This window comes from Oxalicibacterium faecigallinarum (genome assembly GCF_014635705.1).
In the GTDB taxonomy this organism is placed as follows: domain Bacteria; phylum Pseudomonadota; class Gammaproteobacteria; order Burkholderiales; family Burkholderiaceae_D; genus Oxalicibacterium; species Oxalicibacterium faecigallinarum.
Genome location: NZ_BMDI01000001.1, coordinates 763225 through 778625 on the forward strand (window position 1 = coordinate 763225; position 15401 = coordinate 778625).

15 protein-coding genes are annotated in these 15401 nt (G+C 55.2%); 4 read left to right on the forward strand and 11 right to left on the reverse strand.

All coding sequences use genetic code 11. The features are described from left to right. Positions 1-4: 4 nt before the first annotated feature. Genes ctaD through IEV29_RS03740 form a run of 3 tightly spaced genes read right to left on the reverse strand, consistent with a single transcriptional unit; the run spans position 5 to position 4016 of the window. A complete protein-coding gene (ctaD, locus tag IEV29_RS03730) occupies positions 5-2578 on the reverse strand; it encodes a cytochrome c oxidase subunit I (protein ID WP_188381057.1) in 2574 nt (857 codons plus the stop codon). A 53-nt stretch (positions 2579-2631) separates the two neighbouring features. Beyond that, positions 2632-3624 carry a cytochrome c oxidase subunit II gene (locus IEV29_RS03735; RefSeq protein WP_188379915.1) on the reverse strand — a complete coding sequence of 331 codons (993 nt, stop codon included), beginning with the start codon at positions 3622-3624 and terminating at the stop codon, positions 2632-2634. After that, the gene (locus IEV29_RS03740) at positions 3621-4016 is read right to left on the reverse strand and encodes a c-type cytochrome (protein ID WP_229726206.1); all 396 of its coding nucleotides are present in this window, start codon (positions 4014-4016) and stop codon (positions 3621-3623) included. The genes IEV29_RS03735 and IEV29_RS03740 overlap by 4 nt, the downstream gene beginning before the upstream one ends. Before the next feature lie 186 nt (positions 4017-4202). On the opposite strand from IEV29_RS03740, the gene IEV29_RS16120 reads away from it, so the two are divergent. Both IEV29_RS16120 and IEV29_RS16125 read left to right on the forward strand, forming a co-directional pair. Next, positions 4203-4745, forward strand: a complete 543-nt coding sequence (locus tag IEV29_RS16120) for a c-type cytochrome (RefSeq protein ID WP_229726208.1) — start codon at positions 4203-4205, stop codon at positions 4743-4745. Then, positions 4742-5113, forward strand: coding sequence for a c-type cytochrome (locus IEV29_RS16125; RefSeq protein ID WP_229726209.1), 372 nt, complete (start codon positions 4742-4744; stop codon positions 5111-5113). Before IEV29_RS16120 ends, IEV29_RS16125 begins: the two co-directional genes overlap by 4 nt. A 59-nt stretch (positions 5114-5172) precedes the next feature. On the opposite strand, the gene IEV29_RS03750 is transcribed toward IEV29_RS16125, so the two are convergent. Together IEV29_RS03750 and IEV29_RS03755 are read right to left on the reverse strand one after the other, a co-directional pair. Next, a complete protein-coding gene (locus IEV29_RS03750; RefSeq protein WP_188379916.1) occupies positions 5173-5793 on the reverse strand; it encodes an N-acetyltransferase in 621 nt (206 codons plus the stop codon). Positions 5794-5858: 65 nt separating this feature from the next. Next, the gene (locus tag IEV29_RS03755) at positions 5859-6731 is read right to left on the reverse strand and encodes a hypothetical protein (RefSeq protein ID WP_188379917.1); all 873 of its coding nucleotides are present in this window, start codon (positions 6729-6731) and stop codon (positions 5859-5861) included. A gap of 574 nt (positions 6732-7305) precedes the next feature. Between IEV29_RS03755 and gdhA the strand changes: the two genes are divergently transcribed. Further along, positions 7306-8667, forward strand: coding sequence for an NADP-specific glutamate dehydrogenase (gdhA, locus tag IEV29_RS03760; RefSeq protein WP_188379918.1), 1362 nt, complete (start codon positions 7306-7308; stop codon positions 8665-8667). Between the two features lie 140 nt (positions 8668-8807). Here the strand turns inward: gdhA and IEV29_RS03765 are convergent, their stop codons facing one another. The 5 genes from IEV29_RS03765 to IEV29_RS03785 form a co-directional block, all read right to left on the reverse strand. Continuing rightward, positions 8808-9299: a hypothetical protein gene (locus IEV29_RS03765; protein WP_188379919.1), complete on the reverse strand. Its 492-nt coding sequence runs from the start codon at positions 9297-9299 to the stop codon at positions 8808-8810. Positions 9300-9390: 91 nt separating this feature from the next. Continuing rightward, positions 9391-9969 (reverse strand): TetR/AcrR family transcriptional regulator, encoded by a 579-nt coding sequence (locus tag IEV29_RS03770; protein ID WP_188379920.1) that lies wholly within the window; start codon positions 9967-9969, stop codon positions 9391-9393. A gap of 91 nt (positions 9970-10060) precedes the next feature. Continuing rightward, positions 10061-12187 (reverse strand): TonB-dependent receptor family protein, encoded by a 2127-nt coding sequence (locus IEV29_RS03775; protein WP_229726212.1) that lies wholly within the window; start codon positions 12185-12187, stop codon positions 10061-10063. A gap of 118 nt (positions 12188-12305) precedes the next feature. Next, positions 12306-13565 (reverse strand): PQQ-dependent sugar dehydrogenase, encoded by a 1260-nt coding sequence (locus tag IEV29_RS03780; protein ID WP_425531689.1) that lies wholly within the window; start codon positions 13563-13565, stop codon positions 12306-12308. A 29-nt stretch (positions 13566-13594) separates the two neighbouring features. Continuing rightward, positions 13595-14029: a DUF2231 domain-containing protein gene (locus tag IEV29_RS03785; protein WP_188379922.1), complete on the reverse strand. Its 435-nt coding sequence runs from the start codon at positions 14027-14029 to the stop codon at positions 13595-13597. A 156-nt stretch (positions 14030-14185) separates the two neighbouring features. Here IEV29_RS03785 and IEV29_RS03790 point away from each other — a divergent pair, with 156 nt between their 5' ends. After that, positions 14186-14539: a S24 family peptidase gene (locus IEV29_RS03790; RefSeq protein ID WP_188379923.1), complete on the forward strand. Its 354-nt coding sequence runs from the start codon at positions 14186-14188 to the stop codon at positions 14537-14539. 30 nt (positions 14540-14569) lie between these two features. Here the strand turns inward: IEV29_RS03790 and IEV29_RS03795 are convergent, their stop codons facing one another. After that, complete coding sequence (locus IEV29_RS03795) at positions 14570-15310, reverse strand: GntR family transcriptional regulator (protein ID WP_188379924.1); 741 nt, start codon at positions 15308-15310, stop codon at positions 14570-14572. Positions 15311-15401: the final 91 nt, after the last annotated feature.

The window sequence follows — 15401 nt, forward strand, 5'->3', positions numbered from 1 at the left end:
CTCCTTACAGATCCATGAAACGCGGCAGTACGTTGATAAAGAAAATGGCCGCCACTCCTTGCAACGTCGTGTAGTGCCACATGAGACTGACATTGTCCAATGTGCTGTGGCTGGTCGGTGTGACATGACCAGCCAGTGAGCGTGCAAGCAGGTATCCGCCTGCGAGCAGCAGCACGACGACATGAAACCCCTGATACGCGACCAGCACCGCCACACCGGCGCTCCATGCCTGCGCGGTCGGCGTCAAACCTGCCTGCACGTGACCAAAGAAATCCGCCGCGTAAGCCAAGCAGAGCAATCCCAACGCGATCACAAGAGCAAGTTGCAACCAAGGCTGAAAATCCACATGGGTATCGCCATACAAGGAACGTGAGCGCCGCCGCGCCCATTCGATGCAGAACGATCCTGCTATCAGCAGCGCTGCGCTTGTCCACGGCCAGATCGTCTTTGGCAATGCAGCGTTGGGTGGTGGGCACACTTGCAGCAGCATGGAGATATGCAGGAAGACATAGACGAGCGCCGAGAAGATAACCGCATCGACAATGAGCATGATGATGGTGGCCCACCATGCGTGTGCAGCCGGTCCGGTTGCGCCCACAGGCAGCCACAGGTTGTCGCCGACTTCGACTTTTTCCATTTGCGGTTTCTTATCGACTTCCCACAGCCAGCGAATAATGGAAACGATCGCGGCAATGCCACCAATGAAAGCGGGTACCACCAGCTCCATGGTCAGCAACAGAAAGAAAGCGGCAGTACCCGCAGCGGCGATCAGGGGCAACCAGCTATCACCGGGAAGAATCTGTACATGCGTGGGTAAGGCCTTGACCGGACTTGTAACCAGCGTTTCACGCCCGCCGGTCGCAGCGCCGGGCAACCAGTGACGGCCTTCCTCTACCTCTCTGGTCAGTTCCGGGTTATCCCACAGCGGTTCTCGCGAGTTGATCTGTGGAATGCTGCGTGACGAGTAATCGGCAGACGATAGCCATTCGAGCGTTGATGCACCCCATGGATTGTCGTTCTGACGCGGCCTGGCGCGAAACACACGAATCGCATCGATGAAGAACAGCAGAATGCCCAACGCCATCATGAACGCACCAACTGTGGAAATCAGATTCCACACGTCCCATCCCATTTCGGCACTATAGGTAAAGACCCGACGTGGCATGCCCCACAAGCCCGCCATGTGCATCGGGAAAAACGTGACGTTGAAGCCGACGAACATCAGACCGAACACCCATTTTCCGAGGCGCTCGGACATTGTGTTGCCGTTTAGAAGCGGCATCCAGTAATACAACCCGCCAAACATTGGAAACACCATGCCACCGATCAGCACGTAATGCAGATGTGCCACGATGAAATAGGTATCGTGCGCCTGCCAGTCAAACGGCAGCACGGCGACCATCACGCCGGTCAAACCACCCAGCACGAAGATGAACATGAAGCCGAGCAGAAAAAGCATCGGTGTGGACATCCGTACCCGTCCGCTCCACAACGTGGCAATCCATGCAAAGACCTGAATCGCCGTGGGGATCACAACCGCCATGCTGGCAGCCGAGACAAAGCTGAGCTCCATCGCACCCAGCCCGGTGGTGAACATGTGATGTGCCCACAAGCCGAAACTCAATATACCAACACCGATCAGTGCCACCACGATACTGCGATAGCCAACCAGCCGTGTACGCGCGATGGTCGGGATCATGGTGGAGATCATGCCGGCAGCGGGCAGGAAGATGATGTAGACCTCGGGATGACCAAAGAACCAGAACAGATGCTGCCAGATCAGCGGATCGCCACCACGTGATGCAATGAAGAACGGCCAGTCGAAGGCACGTTCGAGTTCAAGCAGCATGGTCGCTGCAATGATCGCCGGAAAGGCAACCACGATCATGAGTGCCACGACCAGCATGGTCCACGCGTAGATCGGCATGCGCGAAAGCTTCATGCCCGGTGCGCGGGTGAACAGAATGCCGATGATGATCTCGATCGCACCGGCGATCGCCGAGATTTCGATGAAGCCGATACCGAGCAGCCAGAAGTCGGCATTGATGCCCGGCGAGTACTCCTTGCTCGTCAGCGGTGGATACATGAACCAGCCGCCGTCGGGTGCCAGCCCGAAAAACAAGGTACAGAAAAATGCCAATCCGCCTATCGTGTATGCCCAGTATGCATAAGCAGATAAGCGTGGAAACGGCAGATCGCGCGCACCCAGCATGCCCGGCAGCAGATAAACGGCAATCGCCTCGATGATGGGGATGGCAAACAGGAACATCATCACCGTGCCATGCATGGTAAAGATCTGATTGTAGGTACCCGCAGACAGGAAATCGTTATCGGGCACCGCCAGTTGCGCGCGGATCAGCAAGCCCAGAATGCCAGCCAGCACGAAGAACAGCAGTGCCGTGCAGATGTACAGAAAACCGATGTTGACGTTGTTGACCGATTTGAAGAATCGCCAGCCGGGCGGCGTTTTCCAGACCGCCATCAAACGCTGCAATTCACCTTCGGGACGCGGCAGCGAATTCGGCAACGGCGTGCCGGCTAGCGCACGTTCCTGCACGCGTTCGACCTCCGACTGCATCTTGTCGCTGAAGACATAGTGACCGTCATGCTGCGGACGTTGATCTTGTGTGCTCATTGAAGCGACTCCAGATACCGTGCCAACGCATCCAGCTCATGTTCCGGCATATCGGCAAAACCAGGCATGCGCGCACCATGCTTGAAGCGCTGCGTCTGGGCAATCCAATCACGCATGTTCTCCCCCTCGTTACGCAAGATTCCTGCACCCAGATACAGGCGACTGCCGATGTGCGTGAGATCGGGTGCCAATGTTTGCCCGCCGATCAGGTTTTCATCGGCGACACCCCGGATGGTGTGGCAGGCAGCGCAACGCTGCGTCAGAAAGACCTGGCGACCGGCGGCAAGCAAGGGATCGTTCGTCGCGCGCGCAGGTTGCGCCTGATTGCTCAGCCAGGCATCGAAGGCTGGCGCTTCCTCGACCACGACATGCAAAGCCATTTTTGCGTGTTGCTCGCCACAGTATTCGGCGCACTGGCCGCGATAAATGCCTGGTGCACCGGTTTTGACACGCAGTCGTGTCAAACGGCCTGGCAGCATATCGACCTTGCCTGCCAACGCAGGCACCCAGAAACTGTGGATCACATCATCGCTGGTCAACGCCAGATAAACAGGCTTGTTCGCCGGCAGACGAATCTCGTTGGCGGTGACGATGTCGCGCCCTGTAACGGGATCACGGTAACGTACCTCCCACCACCACATCTTTGCCGTGACAGAAACGACCAGCGCGTCGTGCGATACCGGCGCCAGCAATTGCTGACTCCGATGAATGCTGTACACAAGCAGTGCCGACAACACCGTCACGGGGAAGACGACACCTGCGCCGATCAGCCATACCGCCGGACGGACGTGCGGGCGACCATGTCGCAAACTCATGGCCAGCATGATCATGACGCCGACGAAGATCAGTGTGCCGCCGCCGAACAAAACCCAGGCAATCTCGACAATCACTTCTGCATCGTTGCCGGCCGGATGCAGGACGGATTGCCAGTTCACATCGCTACATGCTGCGAGCGCGGGCAGGAGAAAAAGAGGAAATGTGCGCTTCATTGCAACGACAGCAGATAGGCCGCCATGTGTCGTGCTTCCTGTTCTGAAGCACCCATGGCCGGCATGGTCGTTGCAGGATTCATGCTGTGTGGATTGACGATCCAGCGTGCAAGCAAGGCCTCCGTATTCGGGACGCGTCCGGCAGCGTAGCTGCGACGACCGAACTGCCCTAGCGGCGGACCGGCTGTACCGCGCGCGGCAGGAATGCCCGGAATCGCATGGCAGGCACCACATTGATATTGATCCAGCAAACGGCGACCCTGCTCGATATCACCACGCGCGATGTCGGCAGAAGGCGCAACTGTCTGCGCCAACGCACTTGTGGTCGCCATCAGGAATAGTGCGACAGAACAGATTTGTATCCAGGTTGGAGCGACATGATAGATGGGCATGGCTGGCACTGGAAATGATTACTCGCAGGCCGGCGGCCCGATCAAGGATGTCACGTGCGACCCGGCAACACATGACGCGTTGCATCATTGTCGTTGTGCGCCCAAGACGACACAGTGCGCTGTCTAACAGACAACGGCGATCACACTGCCTAGACTGCAGTCATCCCCCCTTCCCTTCGATCCAGCATGACGCCTTCCGAGAAAAAACTCGTCTTCAGGACCGTGCTCGCCACGCTGCTCGTGCTGATGATTGCCGGCGTCGTAGGCGGCTATGCGTTCATGCGCACCGGCATCTACAACATCTCTGCCACTTCTCAGCACTTGCAGCCGATCTATTCCATTCTTGAGAAAGGGATGCATTATTCGGTGCGTTATCACGCAGCTGATATCACAGCGCCACCGACAGACGACATGCAGATGGTCAAACGCGGCGCACTTACCTTTCATGGAGCCTGCGTGCAATGTCATGGCGCACCAGGTGTCGCACCGCATGGGATCGGCATGGGTATGCAACCTGTGCCGGGGCCACTTGTTGAGAGCGCCAAAAAATGGGAAGCAAGGGAGTTGTACTGGATCGTGCGCCACGGCATCAAGATGAGTGGCATGCCGGCCTGGGAATATCGAATGAGCGAAGAACAACTCTGGGAAGTGGTCGCATTCATGCAGCATCTTCCGCAACTCTCGCCTGCCGAGTACAAGGAGATGACGCGATCGGAGGATGCGCGATGACAAGATCGCAGATTGCCCTGATCGCCTTGACCTTGTTGGCGCTGACCGCATGCCGCAACGACAGTGAGGTCAAACCGGTTCATGCAGAAGGAGATCTTGAGCGCGGTCGACTCGCCCTGACGCAGTACGCTTGTCATTCCTGTCATGTCATTCCCGGGATCACAGGGTCGAGCACTTTTGTCGGGCCTAGTCTGTCCGGCATGGCATCGCGCCCGATGATTGCCGGCAAGCTGCCCAATTCACGCGACAACATGATGCGCTGGATCATGCAGACGCAGGATGTCGACCCCGGCAACGCCATGCCGGACATGGGGGTCACCGAACAACATGCACGCGATATGGTGACCTATCTCGACTCGTTGAAATGACCACCGATCAAAAGAACGACGCTGCAAGCGAAATTTGCCCTCCTTCGCACCGTAGCATTTCACCGCATGATCATCTCCGTATGCGTTGCCAGTGTCTCAAGCGCCACATCCTTCCCCAACATGATCATTCTGGTGTGAAGATCTTCACGGACATGCGGACTTACCTCGCGCCCGAGAAAACGCAACGTCTTGGAACGCAAATCAACATAAATCAGCGCATAGTCCTCGCTCAGCGAATGCCATAAGCCATACGCACCGGCGGATTGACGTGCTCCGCTAATCAGGCAGTTTCCGCCATCGAGCCACCATCGATACAGCGTGCTTGCAATACCTTTGCGTTGATATGCTGGCGCGTACTTGGAATGCGTTGCACGCAGATATTTATCCTGACGGCGATTCAACTCGATCAGCCGATTAAAAACCGTATAACCAGCCAGACAGCCATTTTTTCTGTCTTCGACATAGACATAATGCTCTCCGTCTGCCTCGCGGTAACGGAAGGCCAGATCAGAAAACTGAATGTCCAGGCAAGGCAGGTCAAAAAGAATATCGCCCGGCTGATGCAATCGCCGATACAAGGTCTCCAGTTCTTTTTTCAATTCCGACAAAGGGAGTTGCACATCAATGCGCAACGCCATAATGCGCGACAGCCAGAGCAGATAAGGAATGGATAAGGACATACTTTGCAAGATAGTCTCCGGATCAAGTTGAACGAAACAGGTGGGTCAGGACCGATTGCATGGCATCAAACCAAGCCATCACCACTCCACCATCCGCTCATCAAGCGCACCGGTTTCGTCCTTGCTCGTACGCGTGCACTGGCCTCCCATGCGTCTACATGCACATTCAATCCGGCATAGATGCCATAGCCATCCCCGGCCTGTATTTCTCCTTCCGCCTGCAAGCTTTCGCCTGCCTTGATCGATCCGATTGAAACGATGGTTTCGTTCGCCTTGATACCCCAGCTGGCTTCCAGATGACTGCCGCAATGGATGCTCATGCCGCACTCAATACCATTGCCGACCCAGATGCGATCAGCACTGTTGATCGCTCCGCCTGCGCGAATATTGCCGCTGCAGCGGAGCGTGCCCCTGGTCGTCAGGTCGCGCCCCACCAGGGCATTGCCGTCGACCGACAGATCACTGCCGCAAAACAGATCCCATTCGGTGCGCACATCGCCACCGCAGTGCAAATACGTTTGCACCTCGATTCCCCAGCCTGCCCTGACATTGCCGCCAGCAGTCAGAAGACCTTCACTGCGGATGCTGCCGCCACAGCGGATATCCTCTCCCGCGACGATCGAGTGACCGGCGCGAATGCCACCACCAGCACGCATGGTGCGACCGGTCCGGACTATCGATGCAACATCAATGTTGCCCACGACCTCGAGTGAACCGGCAAACACGATGGCATCCGCCTCAATCGCATCGACTTTCAAAATGGTGTCCGTAGGACCGAACTGCGTGAGCAACCAACAGGCGTCGTCAACACGCCCCGCATCTACCAGTGCGTTCAGAAGTGGCTGGTAATCGCAGCCTTCCTGATAATTGCGTAAAAACCAGCGAAAACCGTTGGCGCAAGGATTCTTGTGCTTTACAAAATTTTTGGTCAGTTCCATGAAGACTCAAGAGAAAAGGTACAACACACGCGCTGCGTCAAGCAGGCATGCCAAACAGAAAACGTGCGGCAGTAACGGCAGGCAGGCGCGAGCCAATACCCGGCGAGTCTAGTCACCGCAAGTGATCGAAGATGAAATTGTTCCCGGTACGGGCGAATGCGAAAAAACAAACGGCCGCTATCGCACCTGGCTTAGGCCCGGCGATCAATGAGTTGCGTCAAGGAAGAAGGAAAGTATCGCCGGGCTTAGGAGTCTGCTGCCGGCTGGAGGGCGTGGGTCATGCCCTGGAACTTGAGCACGAGCGAAAACAAAACCGTCATGAACGACAGTTTGGAAGCTGATGCGCAAAAGGATGAAACGGGAAATGCCATGCACCAAGTATAGGCGTTTATGGAATTTTGATCAAATTTGGTGAAAATAAGGCCAGCATTCGCACCAAAATATGAATTAATACACGGATTAACGACATGGAATTGCACTATTTAAGTGCTTAATCATTTATATTACCCACCTTTTGCCGTGGCGCGTCGTACCGTTTCAGTCCTACTGGGACGCGATGAATCACTGAACATGAATGAGAGGGGTGGTAATTGTGGGGTATAGCAGTGTAGATGATTTCATCGGAACGATCGCTCGACGTGATCCGCATCAGCCGGAATTCTTGCAGGCCGTGCGTGAAGTAATCACAAGTCTCTGGCCTTTTGTGAGCAACAATCCGCAGTATGCAAAAGCAGGATTGCTGGAGCGTCTGGTGGAGCCGGAACGTGTCATTCAGTTTCGTGTCTCGTGGGTAGACGATGCCGGACAGGTGCAAGTCAATCGCGCGTTCCGTATTCAACACAATTCCGCAATTGGTCCGTTCAAAGGCGGCATGCGCTTCCACCCCTCGGTCAATCTGTCCATCCTGAAATTCCTCGCCTTCGAGCAGACATTCAAAAACGCCTTGACCACCCTGCCGATGGGCGGCGGTAAAGGCGGCTCCGATTTCGATCCCAAGGGAAAAAGCGATGGTGAAGTCATGCGTTTCTGCCAGGCATTGATGTTCGAGCTGTATCGTCACCTGGGCTCGGATACCGATATTCCAGCGGGCGACATTGGCGTCGGCGCGCGTGAGATCGGCTACATGGCCGGCATGATGAAAAAGCTCGCCAACGATACGTCCGGCATTTTTACCGGCAAAAGTCTGGCCTACGGCGGCAGTCTGATGCGGCCTGAAGCAACCGGCTACGGCACCGTGTACTTTGCCGAAGAAATGCTGCGTCGCGCTGGAAAATCATTCGATGGCATGACCGTTTCAGTCTCGGGATCGGGCAACGTGGCACAGTTTGCTGCCGAAAAAGCCATGGAGCTCAACGCCAAGGTCGTGACGGTTTCCGATTCCGGTGGCACGTTGTACGTCGCCGATGGTTTTACCGAAGAAACCTTGCAGGCACTGAAGGAATGGAAGAACGTCAAGCGTGGTCGTCTGGAAGAATTTGCGCGCCAGCACAACATGCAATTCGAAGCAGGCAAACGTCCCTGGCACATTCCGGTGCAGATCGCGCTGCCTTGTGCAACACAGAATGAACTCGATGCAAATGACGCCAACACATTGATTGAAAACGGCGTGATCTGCGTGGCCGAAGGTGCCAACATGCCGTCGACGCTGGAAGCAGTCGATGCATTCATTCATGCCCGAACCCTGTACGCACCGGGCAAGGCAAGCAATGCGGGAGGCGTTTCCACCTCGGGTCTGGAGATGTCGCAGAATGCCCTGCGCCTGTCATGGCATCACGCTGAAGTGGACGAACGTCTGCACAGCATCATGAAGGAGATCCACGCCAACTGCGCGCACCACGGCAAACGGTCGGACGGATCGATCAATTACGTTGACGGTGCCAACATTGCAGGCTTTGTCAAACTGGCTGATGCCATGATTGCACAAGGCGTTTATTAAACCGATCCGGATATTGCTGCCTTTCTCTTTCATCCGCGTGAAGGCGTGAGGCAGAGTCAAAAGCCCGGTCATGCCGGGCTTTTTTATGCGTCCGAAGGAAAGCCCTGATCCGGGAATCGACATGAACGCGACCGGTGCCATCAAGTTTCACAGAATTGTCTGCGGCCATTTCTTAGCATGACTATCTGTACGGTTACGCCAACAACGAGAGCCAGCAGTAGCAGCCCCTGCGCGCCCATTAGAAGCGGCGATGCCAGGTCGGTGACGAAGGGATGACCATCAGGAACACGACGAAGCGTCTCGCTGACCGTGGGCACCATCAACAAGAACACCGTGACGCTAAGACTGATCGTTTCAATGTACTTGCGCCCTCTTCCCAGAAATGTCATCTGTCCTGCCGTATAACCTGCAGCCAGAAATAGCAAGGTTGCCACGCCAATTGCGTAACTCACCGGTTGTTTCGCAACCAGAAACACGGACAACGCGCCAACAAGCATGGATAGCAGATAAGCCATACCTGCAGGGCCGCGAGGGGTGATTCGCCCATAACGGATCAACATGTAAATGGCCAACGGGATGGCCGGCAAACTGCCAAGTGTGTGCAACCAGCCGACTGGTGAAATTCCAAACATAACGACGCCCTTTCAAGAACAAGACTGACTCCATCAGCTCACCAACAATACCTACTAGTAGGTAGATAATAGAATCAAAAAAAAGCCGCTCTCAGGCTTGCAGCAAGCGCTTGAGTAATGGCTCGGTAATTACGGTAAAAACATGCGCATCACCACTCGCGCGAGCCGACAGCATCGCGCCATGTACGGTGGCCATGAAACTTTCCGCCTCCGCCGCCGCAGAAGTCGTCAGTCTGATTGTGCCTTGCTGCGCGCCCCGCTCCAGGACAGAAGCAAACCAGTCAGCCAATGCCTTGAAATGCGCCCTCACCTCAAGAACCACATCGTCTGGCAACGCAGGCACTTGTGCTGCCAGCAGCGCACAAATGCACAACGGTGCAGTGCCGTCAGCGATGCATGATTCCCAGTAGTGAACGTAGGCGCGCAGCTGATCGTCAGGTGCAGGAACATTTCGCTCCAGTTCAGCCATGCCAACCTGTGCTTTCCAGCGGTAATCAACGATCAAGGCGCGGACCAGATCGGCTTTGGTCGGGAAATGATGATGGATGGTTGCATTACGAACACCGACCACCTTGGAAATGTCTGCATAGCTGAATCCGTTATAGCCGCTAGACATGATCAGCGAACGGGTGCAAGTCAGGATCTCTTCGGCAGTATTATTTGGTTTCATGACCGCACTCTACTAACTAGTAGGTAGATAGTCAAGGATCTTTTGCTTGAGCCGGTGCGAAGAGGCTCAGACTCCGAACGAAATCAGACAATCAGAATTGCGTTCGTACTCCGATATACAAGCGACGGCCAGGCGCAGGCTCAAAAAACCGTTGATTGCTTTCATTCACAACCACTGATCCTGCGTAGGAGCGGTCAAAGACGTTATCGATCCGCCCAAACAGCATCATCCTGGCCGCGCCCGCATCAAATGAATAGCCGGCTCTTAAATTAATTACTGCATAACCGCTTGCTGCATCGCTATTGATGTCATCCACATAGACCTTGCTATCGGCACGCATCTCCACTGCTGCCGTCACTGCGTTCTGCCAGCGATACTGCAGCTCCGTATAAAGACTGTGCTGCGGCGCGCCTGGCAATCGATTGCCCGCGTCGGTCACGCCGTTGCTGCTGTTGAACGCCTGCCGAAAACGCGCATCAAGCCATGTGTAGGCGAGACTGGTCGATAACTGATTGTTCCATTCGCTACGCCATGATGCCTCTGCACCGCGACGTTCCACGCCATTGACGTTCTGAAAAATGGCGCGTCCGAACTGGGACTGCTCCTGCACGATTTCATTCTTGCTGCGGGACTGGAATACAGCTACATCCAGCAGATGACGGCCCTGTCTGATCTTCGCGCCGATCTCTGCCTGCGTGCTCGTCGATGCACGCAGGCCAAGATTAGGTCCCGTACCATTCGTGCGATAAGCAAGCTCTGCCAGTGTGGGCGTCTCGAATCCCTGTCCAAGGTTGGCATAGAGATTGATGTTGTCACGTGCATGCCACACGAGTCCAACGACCGGACTGGTCTGGGTGTAGACGACCTTGCCGCTATCGTCCGGATTATCCAGGCTTGGATCAGGGTTGCGGACAACATAGTCATCATCAACAAGCATCCTGACGCGACTCAAACGTACACCGGCGATCGCACGCCACTGCGGTGCAAAGGTCCAGTCTGCCTGAGCAAACACATCTGTACTTCTCGCCTTATTCTTTTCGTCGCGACGCAGTGCGCCCTGCACACCATTGTCATTTACAAAGCCTCTGCGCCGTTCGCTCAAGGCATCCATTTCCATACCGAGCGTCCAATTTAACGGCAAGCCATTGACCTGTGTCTCGTGGCGCCAGTCGAGGCCAAGTCCACCATAGCCCCTATCCAGATCGATCACGCCACCAGCCTGAACCAGAGCATCACCCGGAAATGCCAACGTCTGGAAAACCTTTCTTTCGCCACCATACACACGGGCGTTCAGTACGTCGCTGCTGCTCAAACGCTGCTCAAGCACCAAACCTGCCTGCTGCTGGGTAATGGTCTTGCGTGTATCGAACGTCATGGCGCGCGGCGTCACCTGACGTGGGTTCATCTGGAAATCGGCACGCGTGAGCCCAAGGGGATCTTGAGACAGTGGTTGATCGATGCTGTTAAAGACGGCAGTCACCTTGGTGTCGCTGGATGGACGTGCGACCACTTTGGCATTCACGGTCGTCCGCCTTGTCGCACTGTGATCCCGATATCCATCTGTTGAGAAACGGGTAACGTCCAGCGTGCCGCCCAGAATGTCACTGCCTCCACCAACAGCCACACCGAGCACACGCTGGTTATCCGATCCTGCTCCCAGGGAAAAGGATGCCTCCGGTTTCACTGGAGGATCCTTTGTGAAAACCTGCAGTACGCCCCCGGCAGCGTTGCCGTACAGCTGTGCCATCGGACCGCGCAAGACTTCGATGCGACTGGCTGACGCCAGGCTTGCATTCGATGACTGTCCCTGCCCGTCCGGCATCGTCGCCGGAATGCCATCTACCAGAATACGTACACCGCGCACACCAAAGGTCGATCGTGTGCCAAAACCGCGTATGGACACCTGCAGATCCTGCGCATAGTTCTGACGCTCACGTATCTGGATGCCAGGGACTGCGCCAAGTACTTCCGACAAATTCACCAGCGGAGATTGTGCGGTAAACCCATTGAGCGGTATGACATCAATGGCAGCAGGCACATCAAAACGATTACTTTCGGAACGGCTTCCACTAACGACGATTTCGGGAAGTCTCTCCGCCGAGGATGCCGCCTGCTCTTGGGCATGGACGACGGAAGTCGACGCCATCATGCCAAGAACGGTCAGCGCAGGACTGACGCGTACGGAAAAAATAAGGCGTTTGACGATATCTTTTTGCATTGGGAAGCAGGCAAGGTCACCACGTAGAGAATGAGCAGAACGACTATCGCACAGCTCAAAAAAATGCCGCACACGACTGTGTACGGCATCGCGCAAGTCAGTATTGCTCCATGCGGATCTACCGCGTGCGCGTGACTCTCCAGATCGTATTGGAAAGATCATCCGCAATGATCAAGGCACCGCGTGGATCAACCGTGACACCCACAGGCCGCCCTCTCGTTTTTCCATCTTCACCACGGAAGCCTGTTGCAAAATCAATGGGCTCGCCGGCAGGCCGCCCGTTACTGAACGGAACGAAAATGACTTTGTATCCCACCGGCTGATCGCGGTTCCAGCTGCCATGCTCACCGACAAAGGCACCATCAGCAAATTTCTCTCCCATGACAGGAAGCGAAAAACTCAATCCCAGGGCGGCAACATGCGAACCCAGGCTGTAATCCGGCGTGATGGCGGCAGCAACCTTCTCCGGATTTTGCGGTTTGACGCGAGGATCGACATGCTGACCCCAATAACTGTATGGCCAGCCGTAGAATCCCCCCTCGCGTACGGAAGTCAGATAGTCGGGCACGAGATCCGGCCCCAGCTCGTCACGCTCGTTGACTACCGTCCATAACTGTCCTGTCTGGGGTTGCATTGCCATTGCCGTCGGGTTGCGCAGACCGGTCGCGTACGGTTTGTACGCGCCGGTGTTTACATCCACCTGCCATACCATGGCACGATCGACTTCGGCTTCCATTCCACGTTCGGTAATGTTGCTGTTGGACCCGATGCCAACGTACAGAAAGCGCCCGTCCTGACTGACGGTCATCGCCTTTGTCCAGTGGTGATTGATTTCCGCAGGCAACGCCACGACTTTCACGGGTGGCGTGCTGGCCTTTGTCTCTCCGCTCTTGTAATCGAAGCTGACCAGCGCATCCTGATTGGCAACATAGATCTTGTTATTGGCAAAGGCCAGCCCGTACGGTGCATTCAGATCCTCGGCAAACACGGTTTGAGTCTCATACGTGCCATCACCATCCGCGTCACGCAGCAAGGTCAAACGATTGCCGCCTTTGACCTTGGTGTTGCCTTGCGCCTTGATGTAGCCCGCGATGACATCCTTTGGTTTCAGCTTGGCGGCATTCCCTCCGCGCCCTTCTGCGACAAGAATATCGCCATTGGGCAACACCAATGTCTGGCGAGGAATCTTGAGATCGGTCGCGATTGCACTAATGGCATATCCGTCAGGTACCGTCGGCTTCCGATCACCCCACTCCGCAGGCTGGGCAATTTTCATCGAAGGCAGAATGGTCTGCCGAGGCTCCGGCAATTTGGGATCGGGACCGCGCGACTGCACACTGTCTCCGTGATCACTGCAGGCGCTCAACAACAACACCATGCTCGCCATCGAGAGGGTATATGAAAATCTCATTGCACACCTCCACTACGCGGCACACTCAAGCCAATCCAGGCAGCGACAACAGCCAGCGCAGCAACGATCGCAGAGAGAATCAGACTTGATGGCATGGCGGCCCAGGCGTCCTTGGCATGTTCAAACGCATTGAACAATCCGATGATCCACGTCACCGCCAAGAGCAGGACCTGCATCAGGGGGCGTCCTGTCTTACGTGATGCGGTAAAAAGCTGCACAAGTGCGCATAACAAGGCCAGACCACAGAACAGCAGGCCCCCTGCATTCAGCCAGGCCGCAAAATTGATCCATTGAATCTGGTAGGTCTTGTAATAAACAATGTCACCCAGCAAGGACCCCAGAAAAAGAGGAACAGTCCCTGCAAGCAGTATTGCGTGGAACGGACCGGGATGACGGTAATAGACGGGAGCGGCGGATACAGAGGAATACATTGCGTGATCCTTTAGGGTGTGCCTGAAGACGGAAAGCAAACTGCTCATCAGTCTATAAGCATGTGATTGCCCTACCCGTAAGAAGAATTCCTATCCTTGCGTCAGACAAATGCTTAAAGTGAACCGAGAACGCAGTCTCGATCATCACGAGATGAAGTGGTTGCAACGAGAAAGACAACGCTTACTTCTCAATCATTCTGTCGCCACTGGCTGGGTAGCCACGGGCTGGACAGTCGCTCACTGGCAGCAATGCAGATTCGCGGTGACAGCAATGCACCGACGATTGGTGATGGTGATATTGTCCTGATCGACATACAGGCAACCGACATTGAGGATGACAAAATCTATGTCATTCAGGATGCAGGCAACTTGTTGGTGAGACGCTTGCAACTGGAACCCGGCGACAAGGTACGCACTCTTTGCGACAACCCCTCTCATCGAGAATTTGAGGTGGCAAGAAGCAGCCTGGAAATCGTTGGACGTCTGGTGTGGAGAGGTGCGTTGTTGTGAATCCGGGTTTTACGCATTCAAACAAAACGGTCATCGAACCGTATTGAAAGTACAACTGGCGACGAACTCATAACGCTCGGGACGGATGTAGAAAGTCGAGTAGTCGCAGCAATCACCATTGGCAAAGCAAGATATTCGCGTCATAACCAGCACGGCACTTCCCGTCTTAATCTGTAGCAGCTTGGCCATTTGCCTGTCAGCCAACTGCGCACGAACAGCCACATCGGCGCGCGCCACGCCCTGCCCGTCCAGCTTGCGCAGGATGGTGTAGTTCGGCAGCATCTCCGCTTCTTCCCAGGGCAAATCAGCCACAGCCTGAGGCAAGTAGCTTCCACCCACTGCAATCGGCTCACCGTCTACCAGATGCAGACGCTGCATGAACGTGCAGTGGGTTACGCGACGGCCGAATCGGACAGATAGTTCCTTTGGTACAGGAATCAGATCTTTTGCCAGTAACTGCATTGTTGGCTGAAGACCTTGCATCAACAAGGAGTCATGAAAGCTGCGTAATGCATCCAGTGCGTGGCGCACCTGACGTCCGGCTACATAGGTGCCCTTACCTTGCTTGCGCTCAACCACCCGCTCGTCTTCCAGCTTCTTCAATGCAAGTCTGACGGTGACGCGGCTCACATCAAAACGTGCCATCAGCTCGGCTTCCGAAGGCAGTTTTCCAGACGGATCAAAGATGCCACTCAACGCCTCTTCCCGAAGATGAGAGGCGATCTGTTCATACAGCGAAGTGACATTCTTTCTAACGAGCAGATCCGACATGGCAAGCATTCAAAAAAAGTAGTCGCGATTATTACGCATTGCGGACAAGTATATAAAAAGGAAAGCGAATAAGAATATGCAAAAACCTTCG